The organism is Parendozoicomonas sp. 2304DJ65-17, assembly GCF_058148445.1.
In genome coordinates, this window is the sequence record NZ_JBYVJV010000001.1 from 71,573 (window position 1) to 91,620 (window position 20,048).

13 protein-coding genes are annotated in these 20,048 nt (G+C 48.0%); 3 read left to right on the forward strand and 10 right to left on the reverse strand.

What is annotated here, in order from left to right; genetic code table 11:
- Positions 1–4 precede the first annotated feature (4 nt).
- Positions 5–2,383: a hybrid sensor histidine kinase/response regulator gene (locus ACY2RR_RS00365; RefSeq protein WP_490106142.1), complete on the forward strand. Its 2,379-nt coding sequence runs from the start codon at positions 5–7 to the stop codon at positions 2,381–2,383.
- A gap of 37 nt (positions 2,384–2,420) precedes the next feature.
- Here the strand turns inward: ACY2RR_RS00365 and hemE are convergent, their stop codons facing one another.
- Positions 2,421–3,476, reverse strand: coding sequence for a uroporphyrinogen decarboxylase (hemE, locus tag ACY2RR_RS00370; RefSeq protein WP_490106143.1), 1,056 nt, complete (start codon positions 3,474–3,476; stop codon positions 2,421–2,423).
- A 428-nt stretch (positions 3,477–3,904) separates the two neighbouring features.
- Between hemE and ACY2RR_RS00375 the strand changes: the two genes are divergently transcribed.
- Positions 3,905–4,279 carry a RidA family protein gene (locus tag ACY2RR_RS00375; protein ID WP_490106144.1) on the forward strand — a complete coding sequence of 125 codons (375 nt, stop codon included), beginning with the start codon at positions 3,905–3,907 and terminating at the stop codon, positions 4,277–4,279.
- Between the two features lie 75 nt (positions 4,280–4,354).
- Here the strand turns inward: ACY2RR_RS00375 and ACY2RR_RS00380 are convergent, their stop codons facing one another.
- The 9 genes from ACY2RR_RS00380 to ACY2RR_RS00420 form a co-directional block, all read right to left on the reverse strand.
- Complete coding sequence (locus ACY2RR_RS00380) at positions 4,355–5,773, reverse strand: FAD-dependent oxidoreductase (protein WP_490107040.1); 1,419 nt, start codon at positions 5,771–5,773, stop codon at positions 4,355–4,357.
- A gap of 120 nt (positions 5,774–5,893) precedes the next feature.
- Positions 5,894–10,351, reverse strand: a complete 4,458-nt coding sequence (gene gltB, locus ACY2RR_RS00385) for a glutamate synthase large subunit (protein WP_490106145.1) — start codon at positions 10,349–10,351, stop codon at positions 5,894–5,896.
- Between the two features lie 349 nt (positions 10,352–10,700).
- Entirely contained in the window at positions 10,701–11,780 is a 1,080-nt protein-coding gene (gene aroB, locus ACY2RR_RS00390; RefSeq protein ID WP_490106146.1) for a 3-dehydroquinate synthase, read from the reverse strand.
- 41 nt (positions 11,781–11,821) lie between these two features.
- A complete protein-coding gene (gene aroK, locus ACY2RR_RS00395; RefSeq protein ID WP_490106147.1) occupies positions 11,822–12,337 on the reverse strand; it encodes a shikimate kinase AroK in 516 nt (171 codons plus the stop codon).
- A gap of 10 nt (positions 12,338–12,347) precedes the next feature.
- Complete coding sequence (locus tag ACY2RR_RS00400) at positions 12,348–14,459, reverse strand: type IV pilus secretin PilQ (RefSeq protein ID WP_490106148.1); 2,112 nt, start codon at positions 14,457–14,459, stop codon at positions 12,348–12,350.
- 113 nt (positions 14,460–14,572) lie between these two features.
- On the reverse strand, positions 14,573–15,097 hold the full coding sequence (locus ACY2RR_RS00405; protein WP_490106149.1) for a pilus assembly protein PilP: 525 nt from the start codon (positions 15,095–15,097) through the stop codon (positions 14,573–14,575).
- Complete coding sequence (locus ACY2RR_RS00410) at positions 15,097–15,714, reverse strand: type IV pilus inner membrane component PilO (RefSeq protein WP_490106150.1); 618 nt, start codon at positions 15,712–15,714, stop codon at positions 15,097–15,099. The genes ACY2RR_RS00405 and ACY2RR_RS00410 overlap by 1 nt, the downstream gene beginning before the upstream one ends.
- Positions 15,711–16,277 (reverse strand): PilN domain-containing protein, encoded by a 567-nt coding sequence (locus tag ACY2RR_RS00415; RefSeq protein ID WP_490106151.1) that lies wholly within the window; start codon positions 16,275–16,277, stop codon positions 15,711–15,713. The genes ACY2RR_RS00410 and ACY2RR_RS00415 overlap by 4 nt, the downstream gene beginning before the upstream one ends.
- On the reverse strand, positions 16,277–17,341 hold the full coding sequence (locus ACY2RR_RS00420) for a pilus assembly protein PilM (RefSeq protein ID WP_490106152.1): 1,065 nt from the start codon (positions 17,339–17,341) through the stop codon (positions 16,277–16,279). Before ACY2RR_RS00420 ends, ACY2RR_RS00415 begins: the two co-directional genes overlap by 1 nt.
- A 185-nt stretch (positions 17,342–17,526) precedes the next feature.
- Between ACY2RR_RS00420 and ACY2RR_RS00425 the strand changes: the two genes are divergently transcribed.
- Positions 17,527–19,983 carry a penicillin-binding protein 1A gene (locus ACY2RR_RS00425; protein ID WP_490106153.1) on the forward strand — a complete coding sequence of 819 codons (2,457 nt, stop codon included), beginning with the start codon at positions 17,527–17,529 and terminating at the stop codon, positions 19,981–19,983.
- Positions 19,984–20,048 lie beyond the last annotated feature (65 nt).

The following is a 20,048-nucleotide window of genomic DNA, read 5'->3' on the forward strand; positions in this document are numbered from 1 at the left end:
TTGTATGGACACAAACGTCGGCCATAACGTGCATTATAAAAATAAAAGAGCTTACCTTTTTCTTATCTTCTGCCTGGTCAGCTGGAGCCATGCGGCTTTTGGCATGGTCACAATTAGTCGCACGAATTTTAGCCAGGAAATCACAGACCCAGATTACTTTCTAGACAAAAAAAGCAATCTCACAGTTCACGACCTTGAGCGCCCAGAGTATTACTCGTCTTTTTCCCGCTGGAATGATCCACAGCTAGTGCTTCCTGCCCAAACTGCGGTTTGGCTCCGATTAGTTATACGCAATATCACTGATACAAAATCCACACTGATATTAAGAACCAGTTTTAATGACACCCGCACACCGGAAATTTATCTTTCCCCGTCTTCGGATGAAGAGGTTCCAACCAACACACGACAACTTCAGGGAAAGATTTTCTCAAAATTAAAACAGACACCCGTTGTTATTGGCGCAGGACAAACGAGAACGGTTTATATAAAGACCTATTCTGAACATAAACCCAGGCTCAGCCTCTCTCTTGAAAGCCCTGATAATGCTGTAACCAGCAACCAATTGTTCTTTTTAAAAACAGGAGGTTTGTTAGGGATAAACCTGTTTCTGTTATTCTTTTGTGCCATCAAGACAATTCAAGGGCACAATTCAGACCAGAAATTTTTTTTCAGGTCATTATCTTTTCTCGCCGGCACATTATTTATTATCCAACTCACCTGGACAGGCATTCCTATTCAGCTCTGGTCATCGCTCCCCTTTGAGCGCTATGCCTTTCTTCATGCATCGTTACTTATTGGATACGTGTGCGCACTGCAACTTGCCCGGCAGGTATTACAAACTAAAGCAAAGGCAAAAATTGAGGACCGTGTTTTAACCATACTGATGGCAACCAATATCACTACTGCCTGTATGACCGTTTTATTTCCTAGTATTGTTGCCGACCCTTATCTCCAGACCCTTGCCTCTGTCTGTGCCATTACACTGACCACAGTTGGCGTTACAAGGTTGTATGAAGGGCATCAGCAAGCCAGCCAATGGTTAACCATTTTTATTCCTTTCACTGTAATTCAGGTAACCCTGAGCCTGGCATCCACATTGGTTCTTCCTTTTAACGCATTAAATGTTGAAAGTTTTTTATTACTTGCATCGCTGATGGTTATATTCGGTTTGATAATTATCCAACCGAAGGAAACACAAAAAAAAATCCCCAAAGCCCCGCCGGTTGAAAAAAGTAATCACGTCATAACTGATTGGAGCCATCTTGGTCATGAACTTCGCACACCAATGAATGGCATTCTTGGCATGACCGAACTTATGGCCAGCACCTCACTTTCTAACAGACAGCAAGACTACCTGCACACTATCCAGCTTTCCGGTCAGGAGTTATTAACCCTTATTAACCAGGTTGTTGATGTCAGTAAAATAGATTGCGGCGACCTTGCCATAGCTAGTGAGGTCTTTGATCTTGATGACCTGCTTCATAATTGCATAGAGCGCTACAGCTACAAAGCAGAACAGCTGGGGCTGGATTTAGCCTGCTGGATAGACTCTGATGTTCCAAGTCTACTTAAAGGGGACACAGCGCGAATCAGCCGAATCCTCAACACTTTTATGACCCATGCCATAAACCATACAGAACAGGGAGAACTGCTACTGACCGCAGCCTTATCCCCCAGCCATAAGTCTTCTCAGGCATTACAGGACAGCCCTGTAACTGTCCGTTTTATGGTGCAATCAAGTGATAATGGGGCAGGATACAGTACTGCTGCTCAATCACTGAAAAGTAAGTTTAAAGAACAAAGCAATACCAGTGAATCTCCCAATGGAATAACCCTTGCCAACCAGGTAATTAACTACCTTAAAGGTAACAGCGGAGCGTCCAGGAACGAGCAGGGAACTCATTACTGGGTAAACATTCCCCTTAATGAAGCAGAAGGCCATATTGAACAAGCGGCTCCAGCCAAAGATCTAACAAGTTATCGCGCACTCGTTGTTGATGATAACGACACCTGTCGTAACATCCTGGTTCAACAGGTGCAAAAACTAGGATTACAGGTTGAGCAGGCAAGAGATGCGACTGAGGCCATGGCTCTGTTGAGAACGGAGTCTACCCTCAATCGCCCATTCGATATAGCACTACTGGATCATCAGATGCCGGGCATCAGTGGTATCCAATTAGCCCGCAGAATTGCAGACTCTCCAGACTTTAAATCCCTGAGCATCGTAATGTTAACAGGTCTGAGTCAACTACCGGACTCCACTCTGGCTGCCCATACCAGTATTAATAAAGTTCTTACAAAACCGGTAAGCGGCAAACGCCTGAAAAAGGTTTTGGATGAGCAACTCGCCACAAAAAAGGCGGAAGAAGCAACTTCCGCCTGATATAACACCCAACACTTAAAGTTGAGATATAAGCTGGTTAACGAGCAGACAGCTCATGAACTGCGTCAACAAATGCCCCTGCATGGGCAGGATCTGCAAATTGGTGAATTCCATGGCCAAGATTGAAGACATGACCAGTACCTTCACCATACGCACCCAGAATGCGACCAACCTCTTCACGAATCCGTTCTGGAGATGCATACAGCACACAAGGATCCATATTCCCTTGTAATGCCACACGATCACCGACACGACGGCGCGCATCGCCAATATCAGTTGTCCAGTCCAGACCTAAAGCATCAGCACCGGTATCAGCCATTGCCTCCAGCCACTGTCCACCATTCTTGGTAAACAGAATCACCGGCACTTTACGACCCTCATTTTCACGTAAAAGCCCAGCGGTAATTCTTTCCATATATTTCAGTGAAAATTCCCTGTATTCGCGACCACCAAGAACGCCACCCCAAGTATCAAAAATCTGTACAGCCTGGGCACCGGCAAGAATCTGTGCGTTCAAATAATCAGTCACGGAATCAGCTAACCGTCCCAATAGCTGATGCAGTAATTCTGGCTGATCAAACATCATGGCTTTAATATGACGAAAATCTTTGGTGCTACCACCTTCCACCATATAAGTAGCAAGCGTCCAGGGACTGCCAGAAAAGCCAATCAGTGGCACACGACCATTAAGCTCATGGCGAATGACCCGAACAGCATTCATCACATAGTCGAGTTCATCATCCATATTCGGCTGAATCAAAGCCTCAACATCTTCGGCCGTTCTGATAATTTTGCGAAACTTTGGCCCTTCGCCAGCTTCAAAATAGAGCCCCTGCCCCATAGCATCGGGAATGGTCAGAATATCGGAAAACAAAATAGCCGCATCCAGCGGGTAACGCTCTAGAGGCTGTAGAGTTACCTCACAGGCCAGCTCTGCATTTTTACAAAGACTGAGAAAGTCGCCAGCTCGGCTACGGGTCTCACGGTACTCTGGCAGGTAACGCCCTGCCTGACGCATCATCCATACGGGAGTGTAATCGACAGGCTCCTTCGACAGGGCACGAAGAAATGTGTCATTTTTGAGTTTTGTCACTGTACATCCCCTAAAATCCAACGTGCCGACTTTAACTGATTACGGATTGCACTTACACCGAAACCTGCCAAACTCTCTTCGAACTTGAGCTACTTTCAGACTACGGTCGTAAAGGTGCTAAACCCTAGCCCTCATCGGGCTGATCATAGCAACACACAAAATTAAACTTTTTTTTAAAATACTTAGGCACAGTTGATCTAACCGGTGTTTTTTTGACCAATATCAAAACACCACCTTGGCGAATGGCTAGTATCTACGCCCTTATTCTCGCCAGAATTTTTCTGCCTTCAGAGACATCTCAATAAGATACTCTGGAGGCTGCAGAGGCTCTTTGCGGCCAGCCTTCCAGCTATAAAAGACCAAAGCCTTATGGTCAGAGTCCGATGGAGGGTATTCCAAATAACATTAAGCGCTAGATATTATCGACAATGGAAAGAGTAATCGAAACTTCTGATGCACCTGCAGCTATTGGCCCATACTCACAGGCCATGCAGTTCAATGGCATGATCATCACTTCTGGTCAGCTGCCCATCGACCCAGAAACTGGGGAAATGCCAGAAGATACCAAAGCTCAGGCTCGTCAATCACTTGAAAACGTGAAAGCCATTCTGGAAGCAGCCGGCTCCAGCATGAGCAAAGTGCGCAAAACCATGGTTTTTGTGAAAGACATGGCAGACTTCACTGACATCAATGAAGTTTACAAGCAGTACTTCACCCTTCCTTTCCCAGCCCGCAGCTGTGTTGAAGTTGCGCGTCTGCCAAAGGACGCCAAGGTTGAAATTGAAGTGATTGCCAGCTGCTAATCACTTCAATACCTCATAAAAAAGGAGAGCTGCGGCTCTCCTTTTTTGTTTCAAACATTTTTATTTCAAAAAAGATCAAACATCCAGATAGTCGAGAATACCTTCCGCAGCCTGACGCCCTTCCCATACTGCAGTCACTACCAGATCAGAACCCCGAACCATATCGCCACCGGCAAAGATCTTGGGATTAGAAGTCTGGAACGGGAATTCTGCCTGTTCCGGTGCAACTACACGCCCCCACTGATCGGTTTTAATATCATTGCTTGAGAACCAGTCAGCCGGACTCGGTTGGAAGCCGAATGCTACCAGCACCGCATCAGCTGGCAGAACCTCTTCACTACCTTCAACAGGTTGAGGACGGCGACGACCATTTTCATCGGGCTCACCCAGCTCAGTGGTAACTACCTTTACGCCTTCAACCTTGCCATCACCAACAATTTCAACAGGCTGACGATTAAAGAGGAACTGAACACCTTCCTCTTTGGCGTTTGTCACCTCACGGCGAGAGCCTGGCATATTGGCTTCATCACGACGATAGGCACAAGAGACTTTACTTGCCCCCTGACGAATGGAAGTCCGGTTACAATCCATAGCGGTATCGCCACCACCGAGAATCACAACCTTCTTACCCTTCATGTCTATGAAATCTTCAGGGGATTTCTCAAAACCAAGATTCCTGTTCACGTTAGAAATCAGGAACGGCAGAGCATCATAAACTCCGGGTAAATCTTCTCCCGGGAAACCACCCTTCATATAGGTGTAGGTGCCCATGCCCATGAACACGGCGTCATAATCAGTCAGCAGTTCATTGATAGTGATATCGGAACCGACTTCAGTCTCAAGGCGGAATTCGACCCCCATTTCCGTGAAAATTTCACGACGACGGGACATCACATCCTTCTCAAGCTTGAACTCAGGAATACCGAAAGTCAGTAGGCCACCAATTTCCGGATTCTTATCAAACACAACAGGCTTAACGCCATTTCGCACCAGCACGTCTGCACAAGCAAGACCCGCAGGGCCAGCACCGATAACTGCAACTTTCTTTTCAGTCCAGGTAACACTGGACATATCCGGGCGCCAACCCATAGAGAATGCCGTATCGGTAATATATTTTTCTGTTGCGCCAATAGTTACGGCACCAAAACCATCGTTAAGAGTACAGGCACCTTCACATAAGCGATCCTGTGGACATACACGACCACAGACTTCTGGTAAAGAGTTGGTTTGATGAGAAAGCTCAGCAGCTTCAAACAGCTGCCCTTCACTCACCAGCTTCAACCAGTTAGGAATGTAGTTATGAACCGGACATTTCCATTCACAATACGGGTTACCGCACTCCAGACAACGGTGTGCCTGATGCTTCACTTCCGGTTCATTATAAGGCTCATAAATTTCGATAAATTCTTTCTTACGAGCACGAATATTCTTTTTGGCAGGATCTTTTCTATCCACCTGCACGAACTGGAAATTATTACTCAGTCGTTCAGCCATACACACCTCATCAATTCTGCGACCTGATTCCATCCTTATCCGGAGCTGTTTTTAGTTCTTGCTCTCTGGATGGCGGCAGCCTGCTCACGAGCAGACTGCCGGGACTTGTTTATTAACCCTTTATTCGGGCCGCCCTCTGGTATCAGCCAGAAGGGTGTCGAGACTTGCAGCCTTTGGCTTCACCAGCCAGAACAGGCCAACATAATCCTCAAAGTCCTCCAGGATTTTTTCTCCCCACTCACTACCGGTTTCCTGAACAAACTCGTCAATAATCCCCTGCAAATGAGTTCTATGATCCTCCATGCTCTCGGAATCAACTCTGTGAATTTCAACCAGCTCATGGTTGTAGCGATCCACGAAGTTACGCTTCAGATCGAGCACATACGCGAAACCACCAGTCATACCAGCACCGAAGTTACCTCCGGTTGGGCCGAGCACTGTAACCAGACCACCAGTCATATATTCACAGCAGTGATCACCAGCGCCTTCAACAACTACGTGAGCACCAGAGTTACGTACACCGAGACGCTCACCAGCTCGACCAGCAGCAAACAACTTGCCGCCTGTAGCGCCGTAGAGACAGGTATTACCAATAATGGATGTGTCTTCACTGGCAAAAGCACTGCCCTGAGGTGGTCGAATCACCAGCTTACCGCCAGTTATACCTTTACCAACGTAGTCGTTAGCATCACCTTCGAGATACATGTTCAAACCGCCAGCATTCCAGACACCGAAGCTTTGACCAGCACTACCGGTCAGCTTCACAGTTACTGGTTGATCCGCCATTCCCTGGTTACCGTGGCGCTTAGCGATTTCACCTGAAAGACGTGCACCAATAGAGCGATCACAGTTACCAATGGTGTAAGTGAATTCACCACCAGACTTAGCTTCTATAGCAGGCAACATATCCGTCACCATACGCTCAGCCATTTCACCCTTATCGAATGGTGGATTACGGTCAACCTGACAGGCATTTGGCTTATCAGCGGGAATCGCACTGTTTTTCAAAACAGGTTCAAGGTTCAGGTTTGCCTGACGCGGAGTCAGGCCTTCTTTCGCCTTCAGCAACTCAGTACGACCGACCAGTTCATCCAGACTGCGATAGCCCAGCTTAGCCAGCCATTCGCGAACTTCTTCAGCAAGGAAAGTGAAGAAGTTGGTAACCATCTCAACAGTGCCGATAAAGTGCTCGTCACGAAGGTGGTCATCCTGGGTGGCAACACCTGTCGCACAGTTATTCAGGTGACAAATGCGCAGGTACTTACAACCCATGGCAATCATTGGGGTGGTACCAAAGCCAAAGCTTTCCGCACCGAGAAGAGCTGCTTTGACAACATCCAGACCAGTTTTCAAACCACCGTCCGTCTGCAGTCTTACGCTGCCACGCAGATCATTGGAACGCAGAGCCTGCTGAGTTTCTGCCAGACCAAGTTCCCATGGAGAACCGGCATAACGAATAGATGTCAATGGACTTGCAGCAGTACCACCGTCATAACCAGATACGGTAATCAAGTCTGCATAAGCCTTGGCAACACCAGCGGCAATTGTTCCCACACCAGGTTCAGACACCAGTTTCACAGAAACCAGTGCCTCCGGATTCACCTGCTTCAGGTCATAGATCAGCTGAGCCAGATCTTCGATAGAGTAAATATCATGGTGTGGCGGTGGTGAAATCAGCGTCACACCCGGTACGGAAAAACGTAAACGAGCAATAAGATCGTTTACCTTGCCGCCCGGAAGCTGACCACCTTCACCAGGCTTCGCACCCTGGGCAACTTTGATCTGAAGAACATCAGCGTTCACCAGATAGTGAGGCGTTACACCGAAACGACCAGAAGCAATCTGCTTAATCTTGGAAACCTTGTCGGTTCCAAAACGTGCTGGGTCTTCACCACCTTCACCGGAGTTAGAGCGTCCACCCAAACGGTTCATTGCCTGAGCCAGAGATTCGTGCGCTTCTGGAGAAAGAGCACCAAGACTCATAGCCGCAGAGTCGAAACGACGAACAATAGCGGAAACAGGTTCCACTTGATCCAGAGGGATCGGCTGGCGATCACTTTCCAGATCAAACAGATCTCGGATAACCGCTACCGGCCGCTCATTAACCAGCGCCGCATAGTCACGCCATGCTGCATAGTCACCGTTCTTCACAGCTTTCTGCAGAGTTTGCACAACATCAGGATTAAAGGCGTGATATTCGCTGCCATGTACGAACTTCAGGTAACCGCCCTGCTGAATCGGCTTACGCTTACGGGAGGCTTCTTTAGCGAGCAACACCTGATCTTCATGGAAGTCTGTGAAGCGCGCCCCTTCAATTCGACTCAGCACGCCACAGAAACAGAGATCTACAACGTCCTGACTGATACCCACAGCTTCAAACAGCTGGGCACCACGGTAGGAAGCAATTGTTGAAATGCCCATCTTGGACATAATTTTCAACAATCCTTTACTGATACCTTTGCGGTAGGACTTAAAGGCCATCAGAGTGTCGGCAATCATGGTGCCGCTCTGGATCATGTCTCGAATCACTTCATAGGACAGCCATGGATAGACCGCCGTCGCTCCAAAGCCGAGCAATACTGCGAAGTGGTGAGAATCACGGGCTGTTCCAGTTTCTACCAGAATATTAGCATCGGAACGCAGGCCTTTACTGATCAAGCGATGGTGAACCGCACCAGTAGCCAGGGCCGCATGAATAAGAAGCAGATCCGACGTTTGGTCTCTATCTGTAAGATGCAGAAGAACCTTGCCATCACGAACAGCCTGCTCAGCCTTGTCACAGAGAGCAACAATGGCAGCTTCCAACCCTGCTTTCTCTTCATAGCCAAGATCAAGGCGTTCAACTTCCAGGTCATCGTGCTTGTGTTCACCGTTCACCAGGTTCAGGAACTTGGTGGTAGACAGTACAGGTGACTTCAGAATAACCCGCTTAGCATGTTCCGGAGTTTCCAGGAACATATTACGCTCACGCCCCATACAGGTTTCCAGAGACATCACCACTGCTTCACGCAGAGGATCAATCGGTGGATTGGTTACCTGTGCAAACTGCTGACGGAAGTATTCGTAAACTGGGCGAACACGTTGGGAGAGCACCGCCATCGGCGTGTCATCACCCATGGAGCCAACAGCTTCCTGACCGTTCTCAGAGAGTGGACGGATAACCTGATCCATCTCTTCAAAGGAAACCTGGAATCGCTTTTGTTCGCTAAGAAGCGTTTCCGCTGATAGCGGATCAACCTTGTGGTCAATTTCTACAAAGCGGGACTGGATACGGCAGGCATGCTTCTTCAACCATTGCTTGTATGGCTGGCGGTTCTTAAGTTGCTGATCAATATCATTAGCCTGGAAGAATTCACCGGTTTCGGTATCAATAGCCAGAACCTGACCAGGACCAACCCGGCCTTTGGCAACAACATCTTCCGGCTTATAGTCGTAAACGCCAACTTCAGAAGCAACAGTCAGATAACCATCTTTGGTTTTTACCCAGCGAGATGGGCGTAAACCGTTTCTATCGAGAGCACAAACAGCATAACGACCATCAGAGATAACCAGGCCTGCCGGGCCATCCCACGGTTCCATATGCATGGAGTTGTACTCATAGAAAGCCCGCAGATTTGGATCCATGGTATCGACATTCTGCCAGGCCGGTGGAACCAGCATCCGTACAGCACGATAAAGATCAACTCCACCAGTAACCAGAATCTCCAACATATTGTCCAGAGATGAAGAATCTGAGCCAGTTCTGTTCACCAGCGGACGAATCTCACCCAAGTTCGGCAGAAGTTCAGACTGGAACTTTTCGGAACGTGCTACAGACCAGTTCCGGTTACCCATAATAGTGTTAATTTCACCGTTATGAGCCAGCATGCGGAATGGCTGAGCCAGAGGCCAGCGCGGCATTGTGTTGGTAGAGAAACGCTGATGGAAAACACAGATCGCTGTTTCAAAGCGAGTATCTCCCAGATCAGGGTAAAAGCTCGCCAGATCAGCAGGCATCATCAATCCTTTATAGGTGATGACTTTGCTGGACAGGGAGCAGATATAGAAGTCTTCGTCCTCAGCAAGCTTTTGGCTTGTCTTACGGTGGGACATAAACAGAGCAGCTTCCAACTGATGGGCGTCTTTATCGCCAGCCGGAGCAACAAACACCTGCTCAATACGAGGAAGCTGATCCAGAGCGATTGGCCCCAGACACTCTTCATTAGTGGGAACTACCCGCCAGCCAATAACATCCAGCCCCTGATCTTTCAGCTCCTGCTCAAAAGTGAGGCGACTTTCGCTGGCTTTGCGTTCGTCCTGACTCAGGAACACCATACCAATGGCGTAGAGGGGCGGCAGTTGAATATTAAAAGTTTCGTTAGCTATGGAACGAAAAAAAGAATCGGGAAGTTGAATCAACAACCCACAGCCATCGCCGGTACGCCCGTCTGCGGCAATACCCCCACGATGGGTCATACAGGTCAGGGCTTCAATTGCTTTCTCCAGCAGGTCATGACTTTTCCTGCCTTCTGTGTGGGCAATGAGTCCAAAACCACAATTGTCCCTGAACTCACCGGGATGATACAAACCTGAACTCATAGGCGATCTCTCAACAGCCATTCTGGTAATCGTTATTTTGGCGTCTTCAGGCCTCCTGGCCGAACGGCAGCATCCATGTTGTTTTGCCCTAACACCTTATACTTATCCCCCTAATCGGGAAACATCTGAAAACTGCCTGGCAGCAGTCATTAACAGATGAAACCGGCACCGACAAAGACTCTAACCCGGTCGGGCGGCGGCTCATTGTACATGGGCAGCAGGGTGTTAACAAATCGCAACAATCAAGACAATCGGGGAATCGCACAAAAGACAGCCATTCTTTATAAAAAACGACTGTCTTTGTGAGTTTTTTCAGAGAGAGTTTTTGCCAAAAGCGTTAGTAGGCACTTTATCGACAAACCCGCTGCAGCTGCTCTCGTAACAGTTGAGCAGGCACTTCTGCTGTTACAACAGCGTCGCCTATCGATTTAAGGAGAACCAGACGTAACTTGCCATCAATAACTTTCTTATCAACACTCATTAACTCAAGAAAATCATCAGGAGTCATACCTTCTGGCGGATGAACAGGAAGATTAGCCTTTTCCAGAATAGAAACAGTTCGCTCCACAGCCAAAGCATCAATCCACCCCAAACTCTCAGACACTTGAGCAGCCATCACCATGCCAGCAGCAACAGCCTCTCCGTGGAGCCAAACCCCGTAACCCTGATGTGTTTCTATAGCATGTCCAAAAGTGTGGCCAAGATTCAGCAATGCACGACGGCCTGCTTCTTTTTCATCTTCGGCAACGACTTGAGCTTTGTTATTACAGGATCGGTAAACCGCTTCTGTTAATGCAGCTTCATCCCGCTCAACCAGCCGAGATATGTTTTTTTCCAACCATGTGAAAAATGGTTCATCACAAATCAAGCCGTACTTGATCACTTCTGCCAAACCGGCAGACAGCTCCCTATCTGGCAGAGTTTTGAAAACACTGATATCTGCAAGAACACACTGGGGTTGATGAAAGGCGCCAATCATATTTTTGCCCAGCGCGTGATTCACACCGGTTTTACCACCAACGGAAGAGTCCACCTGGGAAAGAAGAGTGGTTGGGATCTGTATAAAGTTCACGCCACGCTGATAGCTGGCAGCAGCAAAGCCACACATATCCCCAACAACACCACCACCGAGAGCGATCAAGGTTGTTGTGCGATTGTGGCGATCCTGCAACAAGCCATCAAAAACCTGATTCAATACTTCAAGATTCTTATATTCTTCACCATCGGGGAGAATGATATCTGTGACCTGATACCCTTCGAGAAGAGCATGCAGCCGTTCAAGATATAAAGGTGCAACAGTGGTGTTGGAAACTATCGCAACTTGCTTACCTCGAATATGAGGCGTCAGCAGCTCCGGGCGATCCAGCAACCCGGAACCAATGCGAATGGGATAAGATCGCTCCCCAAGATCAACATTAAGAGTTTGCACAACGTACTTCCTAATAGATCGCCTGATGGTCGATCAAGATACTAACTACCCTGCACAGCCTCAACAATCTCACGAATAACCTGTCGAGGACTTCCCCGATCCGTACATACCACCAGATCAGCCGTCTGACGGTAGAGAGGCTCCCTGATTTTATAGAGGTCAGTGAGAACCTGTTTACGGTCTGGGCGCTGTAACAAGGGACGACGTTTATCTTTCGCGGTGCGCAGCATCTGAGTAGCTACCGAAGCCTGAAGAAAAACCACAAAACCGCCAGACACCATAAGTCGGCGATTTTCTTCCTTCATCACGATTCCTCCACCTGTTGCGATAACCTGAGGAGGCTCCCCCTGAAGAATCTCCAGTACAGAAGTTTCGCGCTGCCGGAAACCGGCTTCGCCTTCCATATCGAAAATCCAGGGAATATCGGCACCACAGCGCTCCTCTACCTCCTGATCAGTATCAAGGAAAGGTAGATTCAGCTCCCGGGAAAGCATTCGGCCAATGGTGCTTTTACCAGCTCCCATTGGCCCGATTAGATAAATAGTGCGTGACTGCATACATCCACTGTCAGCGCAAGGCCATTGTCTCCGAAAGAATACGAGGTGTAATGAAAATAAGTGTCTCGGTCTTAGTATCGCGTTTAGTATCCTTGCGGAACAAACGACCAACACCTGGAAGGTCCCCTAAAAGAGGCACTTTTTCTACACCCTGACTAGTTGTATTTTTGAAGATACCACCAAGAACTATGGTCTGACCATCATCAATCAACACTTTGGTTTCAACTTCCGTAGTGTCGATGATAGGAATCCCTGTTGATGTTGACGTAGTACTATCATCATTATTGACCTTAATTTCCATAATTATCCGGCCATCTGGAGTAATTTGAGGCGTTACCTCAAGTGAGAGCACGGCTTCCTTAAAGGAAACGGTAGTTGCACCACTTGAACTAGCCTCTTGATAAGGAATTTCCTTACCACTCTTGATCACAGCTTTTTGCTTATCCGAAGTAATAACCTTAGGTTGAGATACAATTTCACCCCCACCGTCACTTTCAAGAGCCGAGAGTTCAAGATTCACTACCGCCGAGTCAGACATAAAGCCGATAGCTATCGCCGACGAGCCTGCACCAGACACTGACAAATCTGTGAACAGCTGATCATAGGTGTACTTACGTTCGATACCACTATCACCATCTTCCGTCGTCACCTGCCCACCCTGGCCACCAAGGAATGTACCTTTATCACCTTGTGTTGTAGGACCACCTGGGTTGATATAACCACCCCACTTCACACCAAGCTCTTTTCGAAAACTAGTATCTGCAGCAACGATACGAGCTTCGATTTGCACTTGGCGAACAGGAATATCAACCTTGGTAATCAACTCCCTAATCTCATCAAGCTTACCCTGAGTCTCCTGCACCAGTAGGCTATTGGTTCGTTCAATGATTTGAACACTACCGCGCTCAGAGAGTATACGATTCCCTTCACCGCCGAGCAGAACTGCAGCAATTTCTCCTGCATCGGCATAATTAATCTGTACCAGCTCGGTATAAAGTGGCGCCAACTCACGAATCTGCTGCTGCGATTCAAGTAACTCTCGCTCCTGAGCAGCCAATTCTGCGGCTGGAGCTACAACCAAAACGTTATTCTCACGACGCTGACCAAGACCTTTGGATTTCAAAACAATATCCAGAGCCTGATCCCAAGGCACACTCTTCAGACGCAGAGTAACTCGGCCGGAAACTGTGTCACTAGCAACAAGGTTCAAGTCTTTAAAGTCAGCAAGAATCTGGAGAACATCCCGGACTTCAATATCCTGGAAGTTCAGGGAGAGCTTATCGCCACTGTAAACAAGCTTTTTACGAGCTTTCTGTTCAGCCTGTTGAGGAGTGAGAGCTTTAACACTGATGTTCAGATTTTCATCAGTCTGCCAAGCGAGGTAGTCATACTCACCCTTTGGATCAATAACAATCACAGCATTGCCATCTTCGACCTTGGCATCGATAAACTGCACAGGTGTGGCAAAATCATTAACATCAAGACGATTACGCAGTTTTACTGGCAATTCTGAACCCGGGAAAGTCAAACGAAGACGTCCACCCTGCTCCTCCAAATCCATTTTCACGGCTTTTGAAGACAGACCAACAATTATATTACCTTCACCATCAGCCCCCCTCTCAAAGTTGATAGCGGTTACACCATCCACATTGGCTGGAACACCTCTGGAAACAGAGGAGGAAGATGCAGAGGAAACTGGAGCTGATGCGACAGGTGAAGAAGAAACCTCATCAGCCGAATCCCCCACAAGCACATAGAGGCTATTACCCTCTACCCTTGTGGTATAGCCAGCAGGTTCTGCCAGATTAACAATCATCCGGGTGCGGCCTTTGGCTTCGATCACCGTCACACTACGAGTATTCGCAAAACCTACATCGTTATATTTATCAATAGCACTGGTAGTTCCGGGCAAATCCAAAGCTATCCGAGCAGGCTGCTCAATCGCATAACCACGTACCTCTGGAGGAGGAGAATCAAACGTCAGCTTCATCTCGACACGCTCACCAGGCAGTGAGGTCACATCAAGATCCTGCAACGTTCCGGCCAGCACAGGCATAGCCAGTATGCCGGCTACCCCCCCAAGGCTACTCGCCCATTTTGCAAAACTGCCCGTTTTCATCATTTGATCACACCCATATTGTCTTTATTCTTTCCCTGCAGCGATCAGACCCAAACCCCAATCACGTACATATATCTGTTTGCGAGAGATTCACAGACAGTGAGGCCGCTCAACTATCAACTCTCATTCAGTGCCAAGGTCCTTGGTCGCTCAACCCAGCTTTCAGGTCCGTTACGGACAATCTCTATGACCTGTATCTCTGAGTCCGTGATGCCAATCACACGCCCGTGATTTTTCCCAAGATAATCACCGACCTCTACCTTATACACATTGCCATCGGCAGAGATCAGGGCATAAAAACCCCGGTCGTCACTTAATGTGCCAACCATTGAGAAACTGTCAAAAGAAAAGCTTTCCAAGAATTGTTTCACTCGATCCAAGTCAGGACTGATGTCACTCTGTACTTTTTGCTTGCGGACAATCTCAACCTTAATCGGTTTATCAAAAGGACTGCGCTCACCGGAAGCCCCATAAGTAAAAGCCTCATAAGGGTTAAACTTAGGGAGAGGCTCAATACTACCCTTGGGCTTTGCCCTTACTTCATCCATATACCGGGACAAATCCCGATAATCACCACCACCATCACAACCAGCTAAAAGCGTTGTTGCCAGCACACCACAAGCGAGGGATATACGATTCATTACGCTCCCCCCTTGTCGTTATAGCGATAAGTTCTGGCAATAATCTCCATATTGAGGCGAGCGCCACTCTTACCATCGGTGATTTTAAAATCATGGAGGGTCACAATCCGTGGCAAGCCCGCGACACCACTGACAAAATTCCCAAGGTCGTGATAGTTGCCCTGCACATTAATACTGATAGGCAGCTCGATATAAAACTCGTGAGTCACCTCCGGCTGGAGAGTTATGGTATTGATCGTCAACCCAGCACCAAGCCCTTTCTCGGTAATATCTTCCAGCAATCCCGGCACTTCAGTATCACTGGGCAACTGTCGAACCAACGCTCCGAATGAAGCCTCCATTTCAGTCATCTGGGCACGATAAGAGTCAAGATTGGCCGCCTGAAACGCCTTCACCTGAAACTCCTGCTTTAACTCAGTTTCTTTACGAGCCTCCCGATCCAAACTCTTACCCAAAGAGCTCAAGTGGAAGTTAAATCCAAGGAACAAAACCAGTGCAAAAACCAGCACACAAATAATGGCTTTGACCGGCGTGGGCCAGGAGCCAATATTTTCAAAATCAAGGTCGTTGAAATCGATATTATTGATTTTATCGAGCGTTTCCTGCAAAGAACTCATGCGCCGCCCTCCTTGGAGTCATCCAGAGACGGGGTAACCTGCTGGAATGTCAGATCAAAACTACTACCTTCACCTTCCTTAAGCGCCTTTACAGCCGTCAGGTTTGGGTTATCAAACCAGTCCGACTCATCAAGCTGTCGCATAAGCTTGGAAATTCTGTTGTTTGATTCAGAAATACCCTGAACATTAATGGTTCTGTCAGTCATGCTAAGACTGGTGAAATACACACCATCTGGAAGCACACGAACCATTTCATCAAACATCCGGACAATAACGGGTCGGTTACCCTGAAGGTTTTGGATAACTTCCATACGAGCCAGAAGCTCTTCTTTCTTTTCCTTCAGTTCATTGATTTCCTTGATTTTCCCATCAAGTGTAGAAATCTCCGTCTGAATAAACTTGTTTCTACCACGTTGATCATCAATGGCCGAGTTGAGCATCATATCCCGTAGAAAGATCAAAACCACGGCGATAGCAACGGTTATGCCTAAAGCGATCAGGAAGTTTTTCTGACGCTGCTGGCGGAGCTCTTCACGCCAGGGGAGAAGGTTAATTCTTGCCATCAGTCAAAACTCCTCATAGCCAGACCACAGGCAATCATCATTGCCGGCGCGTCATTAGCCAGAGCACTGGCATTCACCTTACTGGCAACAGACATCCGGGCAAAAGGGTTGGCAAGAGTGCATCGAGTACCAATCTTTTCTGCAATCATTCCTTCCAAACCGGGTGTTGATGCCGTACCACCAGCAAGAACGATGCAATCAACATCATTAAAATGGCTGGAGGAGTAGAAAAACTGCAGACTTCTTGAAACCTGCTGAACAGCGGCGGTTCTGAATGGTTCCAGAACTTCCGGCTCATAATCATCCGGTAGCTCACCTGTTTTTTTGGCCAATCCGGCCTCTTCAGGGGACATTCCATATCGGCGCTGAATTTCATCAGTCAGCTGGCGACCACCAAATAGCTGTTCTCGGGTATAAACAGTTTTACCATTCTCGAGAACGCTGAGAGTGGTCATGGTGGCGCCAATATCAACAATGGCCACCAGAGGATCTTCATCTGGCAGTTCGAGCTGTGGCTCAATCAACTCATAAGCTCGTTCCATAGCGTAGGCTTCTACATCAACAACCTTCGCCGTCAAACCCGCCAGGTTAAGGGCCGCCTCTCGGCTTTCAACATTTTCCTTACGGCAGGCTGCAACCAGGACCTCGGCACGCTCAGGGTTACTTTCGCTCAACCCCTGCACCTCAAAATCCAGTGCAACTTCATCAAGGGGATAAGGAATATACTGGTCAGCCTCTACAGATATCTGGCTTTCCATTTCCTCATCACTGAGAGAAGCATCCATCTCCATTGTCTTTGTAATAACGGCAGAGCCCGCTACAGCGACAACGGCATTTTTCAAAGAGGTACGCGATTTGGTTACAAGTGATCGGACGCTTTCTCCGACGATCTCAAGTTCATTGATATTTTTTTCAACAACGGCGTTTGGCTGCAGGGGTTCTACCGCATAAGATTCCACTCGGTATTGGTTACCACTGACACTGAGTTCAAGTAACTTGGCCGAAGTAGAACTGATATCAATCCCCAGCAGTGCACTGTTTTTTTTCTTTAACAGCCCTAGCACTTATATTTGCCCCGCAAAGATTCAACTTCTTATATAGTTTTTCGTTGTATTCTCGCACCATTAAATAACAGTCTGCGATATATGGCAATTGTGTCAGAGCTATAACTCTTGCTTATAATGGCCTATTCAGGGACATGGCATGGCCGTGCAGACAACCCTAACCGGTTCATTTATTAACAATACTTATGAATAAAACTGTCAGAGTGGTTCGTTTTGGCCTGTGGTCAGGTTTTTCTGCAATTTGTGGAGCAGCGCTCATTTTCAGCAGCGCCTATCTTTATCTGAGCCCGGGCCTCCCTTCTGTTGAGTCTCTCAGGGACGTTCGCCTGCAGACACCTCTGCGTATTTATACGGCAGACAACAGCCTTATTGCCGAGTTTGGTGAAAAGCGTCGCACACCAGTCAACATCGAAGACGTACCACAGAATCTGGTTAACGCTTTTCTTGCAGCAGAAGATGACCGCTTCTATTCGCACAACGGTGTAGACATCGCCGGTCTGGCTCGTGCCACAGTACAATTGGTGTCCACCGGACGCATCCAGTCCGGCGGCAGCACCATAACCATGCAAGTGGCAAAGAACTTTTTCCTGAGTCACGAAAGAGTGTTTTCCCGCAAGTTCAATGAAATCCTCCTGGCTCTCGAGATTGAGCGAGAGTTAAGCAAAGACGAAATTATCGAGCTTTACCTCAACAAGATTTACCTCGGAAACCGAGCTTACGGCATTGAAGCCGCCGCTCAGGTTTACTATGGAAAATCCACTAAGGATTTAAGCCTGGCTCAGATGGCCATGATCGCGGGATTACCTAAAGCACCATCTCGCTACAACCCTCTGGCGAACTCTGAGCGCTCACTGATTCGCAGGAACTGGATTCTGAATCGCATGCGCACTCTTGGTTATATCACCCAAGCCGAATACGATTTAGCTCTTCAGGAAGAAGTTACAGCCAAGTACCACGGTCTGCCAATCGATCTTGAAGCCCCTTATGTCGCAGAAATGGTGCGCATGCAGGTTGTCGAGAAGTTTGGAGCCAACGCTTACACCGACGGCTACGAAGTTTACACATCCATAAATTCTGACCAGCAACGTGCAGCCAATGCTGCGATTGATAAAGGCCTGCAGGCTTACGATGAGCGTCATGGCTACCGCGGACCTGAACTGGCACTGGAAGACCCGGAAAGCTGGCAGCAAACCCTGAAAGACAGCAGCCCTATCGGGCAGCTTCAGCCTGCGATCATTACAGATGTCACAGATGAATTCGCCACACTGTTATTCCGCGATGGCACTACCGGCACCCTGACCTGGGAAGAAATGAAATGGGCTAAACCTTACATAGACGTCAACCGTCAAGGAAAAGCACCTACCACTCCGGCGGACGTAGTTGCTATGGGTAACCTTGTGCGGGTAAGACATAACAATGGCAGCTGGAGGCTCAGCCAGATTCCAGAAGCACAGGCAGCACTTGTTTCTCTCAGACCAGAAGACGGTGCCATTACAGCGATTGTTGGCGGATTTAATTTCTACGACAGTAAATACAATCGCGTCATTCAGGCCAGCAGACAGGTTGGCTCAGCATTTAAACCCTTCGTTTACTCTGCCGCCATCAATAAAGGCGCAACGGCAGCAACGCTTATAAACGACGCACCAGTTGTATTTAACGATGACCAACTGGAAAGTCACTGGCGCCCACAGAACGACAACCAAAAATTCTACGGCCCCACCCGCATCCGTAAAGGCCTGTATCGTTCACGCAATCTGGTTTCCATCCGGCTTCTGCAGCGCACTGGTGTGAATTACACACTGGACTTCATTGAACAACTAGGCCTACCAAGAGAGAAACTGCCAGAGAACCTTTCCCTGTCTCTTGGTAGTGCGGCATTAACCCCCATGGAGTTGGCGACAGGCTATACCGTTCTTGCCAATGGTGGCTTCCAGATTGAACCTTACATAATTGACCGCATTGATCGCCTTGATACAACAGTTATGGAATCAGATCCTTTAATTGCCTGCCGTGACTGCGAGAAACAACAGGAAGAACTGGATAAAACCAAAGCATTCCCCATCCCGGATGCTGCGGGACTTGGCATTAACGACCCGCTATTTGCTGATACAGCACTGCCAGAACAACAATTCCAGAAACTCCCAAGAATAGCTCCACGAGTCATGGACAAACGCGTTAACTACATCATGTACGACATGATGAAGGATGTTATCCAGTCTGGAACCGGTCGCCGTGCAAAAGTATTAAAGCGCTCCGATCTTGCAGGAAAAACCGGTACAACCAATGATCAGCGGGATGTATGGTTCTCTGGCTTCAACCCTGAACTGCAGACAACTGTGTGGATGGGCTTTGACCAACCAAAGACTCTTGGCCGCTGGGAGTACGGTGCTAACGCAGCCCTGCCAATCTGGATCGATTTTATGAAAGTCGCGCTACAGAATATTCCGGAAACAAACCTCCCTCAGCCCGAAGGAATGGTGACAATGAAAATCAACCCATCAACCGGAAAACCAGCCAGCCCTGGAGAACAGGATGCGATCTTTGAAGTGTTCCGTGCCGAGAATGCACCGAAAGCAGATTTGATTGAGCAGGAAACCAAAACTGGCGAAGAAGAAAGCTTTAACCCCAGCGATATTTTCTAAAGCAAAAGCTTTTCAAATAACTCTGCTCCAACAAAAAACCCTGCTCATCAAAAGCAGGGTTTTTT

Excerpts from the sequence above, each read along its gene's own strand:
- ACY2RR_RS00365 (WP_490106142.1), top strand. The coding sequence starts at position 5 with ATGGACACAAACGTCGGCCATAACGTGCATTATAAAAATAAAAGAGCT.
- ACY2RR_RS00375 (WP_490106144.1), top strand. The coding sequence starts at position 3,905 with ATGGAAAGAGTAATCGAAACTTCTGATGCACCTGCAGCTATTGGCCCA.
- ACY2RR_RS00380 (WP_490107040.1), bottom strand. The coding sequence starts at position 5,773 with ATGGCTGAACGACTGAGTAATAATTTCCAGTTCGTGCAGGTGGATAGA.
- gltB (WP_490106145.1), bottom strand. The coding sequence starts at position 10,351 with ATGAGTTCAGGTTTGTATCATCCCGGTGAGTTCAGGGACAATTGTGGT.
- aroK (WP_490106147.1), bottom strand. The coding sequence starts at position 12,337 with ATGCAGTCACGCACTATTTATCTAATCGGGCCAATGGGAGCTGGTAAA.
- ACY2RR_RS00400 (WP_490106148.1), bottom strand. The coding sequence starts at position 14,459 with ATGATGAAAACGGGCAGTTTTGCAAAATGGGCGAGTAGCCTTGGGGGG.
- ACY2RR_RS00405 (WP_490106149.1), bottom strand. The coding sequence starts at position 15,097 with ATGAATCGTATATCCCTCGCTTGTGGTGTGCTGGCAACAACGCTTTTA.
- ACY2RR_RS00410 (WP_490106150.1), bottom strand. The coding sequence starts at position 15,714 with ATGAGTTCTTTGCAGGAAACGCTCGATAAAATCAATAATATCGATTTC.
- ACY2RR_RS00415 (WP_490106151.1), bottom strand. The coding sequence starts at position 16,277 with ATGGCAAGAATTAACCTTCTCCCCTGGCGTGAAGAGCTCCGCCAGCAG.
- ACY2RR_RS00425 (WP_490106153.1), top strand. The coding sequence starts at position 17,527 with ATGAATAAAACTGTCAGAGTGGTTCGTTTTGGCCTGTGGTCAGGTTTT.